This window comes from Parageobacillus caldoxylosilyticus NBRC 107762, from assembly GCF_000632715.1.
GTDB lineage: Bacteria > Bacillota > Bacilli > Bacillales > Anoxybacillaceae > Saccharococcus > Saccharococcus caldoxylosilyticus.
Map to the genome: position 1 here is coordinate 1 of NZ_BAWO01000104.1, position 5,150 is coordinate 5,150.

The 5,150-nt window shown below is 45.6% G+C and carries 4 protein-coding genes and 1 pseudogene; 3 read left to right on the forward strand and 2 right to left on the reverse strand.

Annotated elements, in window-relative coordinates:
• Positions 1–576: 576 nt before the first annotated feature.
• Both GCA01S_RS21220 and GCA01S_RS21225 read right to left on the reverse strand, forming a co-directional pair.
• Positions 577–786, reverse strand: a complete 210-nt coding sequence (locus tag GCA01S_RS21220) for a zinc ribbon domain-containing protein (RefSeq protein ID WP_071997981.1) — start codon at positions 784–786, stop codon at positions 577–579.
• 22 nt (positions 787–808) lie between these two features.
• Positions 809–1,147, reverse strand: coding sequence for a hypothetical protein (locus GCA01S_RS21225; RefSeq protein ID WP_245005329.1), 339 nt, complete (start codon positions 1,145–1,147; stop codon positions 809–811).
• Positions 1,148–1,200: 53 nt separating this feature from the next.
• On the opposite strand from GCA01S_RS21225, the gene GCA01S_RS21230 reads away from it, so the two are divergent.
• The 3 genes and pseudogenes from GCA01S_RS21230 to GCA01S_RS18700 all read left to right on the forward strand — a co-directional run.
• Positions 1,201–1,356, forward strand: coding sequence for a hypothetical protein (locus GCA01S_RS21230; protein ID WP_245005330.1), 156 nt, complete (start codon positions 1,201–1,203; stop codon positions 1,354–1,356).
• 444 nt (positions 1,357–1,800) lie between these two features.
• A complete protein-coding gene (gene helD, locus GCA01S_RS18695) occupies positions 1,801–4,131 on the forward strand; it encodes an RNA polymerase recycling motor HelD (RefSeq protein WP_042412441.1) in 2,331 nt (776 codons plus the stop codon).
• A 367-nt stretch (positions 4,132–4,498) separates the two neighbouring features.
• Positions 4,499–4,814: pseudogene (locus GCA01S_RS18700) on the forward strand (tyrosine-type recombinase/integrase); the annotation flags it as partial.
• Positions 4,815–5,150: the final 336 nt, after the last annotated feature.

Here is a 5,150-nt window from a genome sequence, read left to right on the forward strand (position 1 = left end):
CAGGAATGCTCCTTTAAATATAAAACGTATGCAAAATATATGCGATCCTTCTCATTTCGCATCACAAAAAATGTGTTCATTCAATACATCTTCTATTTTCATCTCCTTTCTTGGTACTGGCACTTACATAAAAAGCAAGATTTGTGCCAACTATTATTTTATTTAATAATTCTGAATATATTGTATATTAAAGAGGGGGAGTTTCTAGATTTTCAGAAAGATGCCATCAAAAAGTCCTAAACACTCATAAAAAATTGCCTTGGAAGCTTATCTCAATGAAAATTCGAAATAAAGATTTTGAGTTTCTTCTATTTTTATCCATAACGAGTGTTTTTTAATCCACTTTTTTGCATTCACGATGTCCGAAAAACGAGACGAGATGTTTCCTCCTCTTATATGTATGAATGAACCTCTCCCACCTACACTCCGCTAAGAGGTGGGAGTTTCTTACCACCCGTCCGAAGAAGGTTGTCTTCTTTGGCTCAATGCATGCATCGGAAGTCTTCCCAGCCGATTCGGTAAGCAACATCGGCTTTTCGACCGGTGGGGCGGTCCAACCCTTCTACTACTTCTTGCTTACGCAATCCGTAGATACGTCAGCTTCGTTTGTACGTTCCAGTGTTTGAAGGCGCCGTGCAGCGCCTTGCTTAAGATATTTCGCGCTCCATGAACGTCCGGATGCTCCTTGTACCCACACCGGCACACAAACTGTCGAGAAGATACTTTTTTTCTCTTTTGGCAGACAGGACGCGTCTGGCTGGTATATGACTCTTTGATTTCATGCAAGCGAGTGCCATGTTGGGCCAGCTTATAAGCGAGATACTGCTTTACTTTCCCGAATGACCAATTCGAGAGTCTCTGTGCTTGTTTCCGGCTGGCCCGTTTTCACAAAACGCGCCGATGGTGTGACTTCCCCAAGATCGACTCCGGCGGAGGAACCCGGTTTGTACGCTGTTGCTTTTTGCCCATCCTCATGCGTCACGGCCAAATAAAGACCTTGATCCCAGCAGCATTCGATTTCTTTGATGTTCCCTTTGACAGATGCGACGCATACACGACAATCGGCTTTTCCCGTTTTCCGTGATGAATACCCATGGAGAGTTCGATTTTTCCGTTTTCGTAAACCTTGAAACCGTCTTTCGCCCATTTCGTTGGGAAGTACTTCTTTTTCTTGTAGGGATAGCGGGCAGGATGTCCTTGTTGGATCGCGTGGTGTGCGGCTTGTCTTGCGAAGAGGTATTGGTGGCAGACTGCTTGAATCGTTTCGCTGTGGAGATGGAACTTCCTTTTCGTTTGTTTTTGCAGCTTGCTTTTGGTGATCCAACCCCCATGCTGGAGGAAGTGTTCTTTGGCTAAGTGGAGGCATTCATTCCAAACACGGGCGGATTCCCGATTGCAGGCGTACAAGCGATCCAAATCCGCTCTCATTGCCTGAAAGAACACTTTTTATCCACGAAGCATGAGCATTTCCTTTTTCTTTGTTTGATGGATGGCCTGGTTATAGCACGTATGTTCGTTTTTGGGAATCAAAAATTTCCCGATTCATCTCCCTCCTTCACTCCGTTTAGAGGAAGGGAGACTTCTCGGGAAAAATGTTAAATTTGCAACAAGTACGATCCATCATAACAGCTGTAGTATTAAATACATTGATAAAATATTGATAAAATAGAGAAACTATGATAAATTAGTATAGAAACACGTTTTTATTATCTACATAAATATAATATCCCTATTTTAATTATACAACATAATTCCCCTTCAGTCAACCCCAATTTTTATTTTTTTAAAGGAGTGATTGAAATGACAGAACTTCGGCAAGAGCAAGAACGATTAAACAGCATAATGGAGATTATTGCGGAGCAAATCCGCATGTTGGAAGACGAAACCCTCCGGCGTCGGAAAGAAGTGATTGATATCCGCAAACACTTTTGGGATGACATCAAGGTTAATATAGATACTTTCGACGATTTTCTTGAGACGATCATCAGCTTGAGACAACAGGCTCAGCTCCTGTCCGTAAGCCAAAGCACCCACAGGCACGCCTTCAAGAGGTTGTCTACGCTGCGCCGCATGCGGGAGGTGCCTTATTTCGGCCGAATCGATTTCACTGAAGAAGGAACTTCAACTGCTGAACGAATCTATATCGGCATCTCCACGCTCACGGATACAAGCGGAGAGAACATCCTTATCTACGACTGGCGGGCGCCGATCTCGAGTATCTACTACGATTACTCTCCCGGTCCGGCCGAATATGTTACGCCCGAAGGCGTAATCCGTGGCATGCTGGAGAAAAAGTGGCAATATATCATCCGCGGCGGCGTTATCAAATCGATGTTCGATACCAGTCTCACCATTGGAGACGAGATTTTAAAGCAGGTGCTTGGCAAAGTCTCAGATAAACATATGCACAACATAGTGGCCACCATTCAACGGGAACAAAACCGGATCATCCGGCACGATCGCGGGCGGCTGCTCATTGTTCAAGGCCCCGCTGGCAGCGGCAAGACATCGGCCGCCCTGCAGCGGATCGCTTACTTGCTCTACAAGTATCGGGATAGGCTGACAGCCGATCAAATTATTCTATTTTCACCTAATTCGATGTTTAACAGCTACGTATCCAATGTGTTGCCCGAACTCGGCGAAGAGAATATGCTGCAGGTCACATTTCAAGAATACTTGGACCATCGGCTAGGCAACGAATTTCAAGTAGAGAGTCCTTACGAGCAATTGGAATATGTGTTGACTGCATCGGATGACCCTTCATACCGGACTAGGACTGCGAGTATCCGATTCAAGGCATCGACCCGTTTTTTTGAGGCGATCAAAAAATACAGCCAGTCGCTAGAATTATCCGGCATGCTATTCAAAGATATTATTTTTAGAGGAAAGCCGATCATCACCGCCAAACAAATCGAGGAAAGGTTTTATAGTAGCGACACCTCGCTCCGCTTTCACAACAGACTTGAGAAGTTGAGAGATTGGCTAAACAGGCAATTAGATGAAGCCGAGAAGCTTGAACGGACCAAGCCATGGGTACAGGAAGAAATCGAGCTGCTTAGCAACGAGGATTACCAAAAGGTTTATACCCACTTACGGAAAAAACGCGGCTTTAACGGAGAATCATTTGGTGATTATGAGAAAGCGCTCGTTCGATTGATCGTTCGCCAGAAGATGAAGCCGTTGCGCAAACAGATCCGGACGCTTCGTTTCATCGACATGAAGGGAATATACAAGCAACTTTTCGCCGATCCAACGCGGATCAAACAGTGGACGGAGGGGGAAACACCCGAAGAGTGGGAGGATATTTGCCGATTGACTGTGAAAATGCTAGACGAAGGCAAACTGTTTTACGAAGATGCTACTCCGTTTTTATTTTTGAAAGAGCTGATTCAAGGCTTTCAGACGAATAGCTCGATCAAACACGTGCTTGTAGACGAAGCGCAAGATTATTCTCCGTTTCAATTCGAGTTTTTGAAACGTTTGTTCCCTTCGGCAAGGATGACCGTGCTCGGTGACTTTAACCAGGCGATATTCACCCATGCCAGCGAAACGGTCGATTTTCACACACTTACCAGCTTATACGGGCCTGATGAAACGGATGTGATAACCTTGACCCGCAGCTACAGATCCACAAGACAGATCGTCGAATTTACGCGCAGACTCGTGCCCGGCGGCGAACGGATTACCGCTTTTGAACGCGACGGCGATAAGCCTGTGCTGACGAGAGTGTCCAATCAAGCCGAACTGCACCGCTGCATTGCTTCCAAAGTCGCTGACTTGCGGAATCGGGGGTATAATACGATCGCGATTATATGCAAATCTGCTGCAGAAAGTGCCGCCGCATACGAAGCACTGAACAACGTCGAAGAAATTAAGCTCGTGAAGAGCGGATCTACCGAATATGAACAAGGTGTTGTCGTCATACCGGCGTATTTGGCCAAGGGCATCGAATTCGACGCCGTCATCATTTATAACGCATCGGCGCAAGTATATGGCGATGAGAGCCTGCGTAGATTGTTCTACACCGCCTGCACCCGGGCTATGCATTACTTGCAGCTTTACAGTGTAGGCGAACCGAGCCCCTTTTTGCGCAGCGTTGAGCCGGGGAGTTTACTTCTGATCCAGAGTTAACACGGGACTGGTCTGGAGTCTTAATTTGTGCGAAGACGGGTAGAAGGGGGCGGAACGAAGTGGAGCATACGAAGTATCAAGCGATTCGCTGACGGCTTGCGGAAAGCCCAATGACTTAGCAAGCTTTAAAAGCTGTACTTTTTAGGCTTGGTTAGCCGACTTGGCTTCCCCAAGCCGTCCCTTTACGCACCTAACAAGCAAAAATTATAATGGGGGAGGCAAAGGAAGGTGCGTCCCCGGGAAGAAGGTCAAAAATAAGATACCTTAAAAAAACGGCTTCTCAGATTGGCGTACTATTATACACAATTCAAAATGACGTTTTTATATATACTCGTCCCCCTGATATTTCAAGGGGGACGATTTCACTGAGAAGTTTGAAATGTTCCGCGCAGAAATGGCAAAAAAGAAACCGCATGTGGCCGCATCGCCATACGTCTTTTATAGCCAGCGCTCGCCGAATTTTTCGGTCCGGGGCATTCAGCGAATGATTGAAAGCTACAGCTTACCAAACAAAAAGCTCACGCCCCATATGTTTTGGAAGTGGATGTTAAAGGCGACGAACAACGATATCGAGAAAGTACGGAGACTTGCGGGCCACAGCAATATCGCCACAACCTCCAGATACTTAAAAAGACAGCTATAGCGATCTGGCGGATGCCGTGGAGTCGTTGCCGAAATTCTAATAAAGTTTGTTGTGCGTAGGCGTCGCCGATAACGATTCGGATAGTTCAGTACGGCCATGGCAATCCTCGAAAGAAGATTCAAAGATGCCATGGCCTTTGGCATTTTCATCACAATTTAACCGACACTTGCTCCAGTCAAAGATGGTCAAATCTCCCTCTGCTTAATTAAAAATAAGAGGTAATTCTTTGATGCAAAGACAAGACTTCCTTTAAAAAATGTCACATTGTCTGTATGTTACGAGGATTTGCCGAAGCACAGGAAGCCCTCCAGCGAATGTTTGAAGAACGTTACAATTAACCATATATTGTAAATAAACAAAATAAGGGAATTCACCC

Excerpts from the sequence above, each read along its gene's own strand:
- GCA01S_RS21225 (WP_245005329.1), bottom strand. The coding sequence starts at position 1,147 with ATGGGCGAAAGACGGTTTCAAGGTTTACGAAAACGGAAAAATCGAACT.
- helD (WP_042412441.1), top strand. The coding sequence starts at position 1,801 with ATGACAGAACTTCGGCAAGAGCAAGAACGATTAAACAGCATAATGGAG.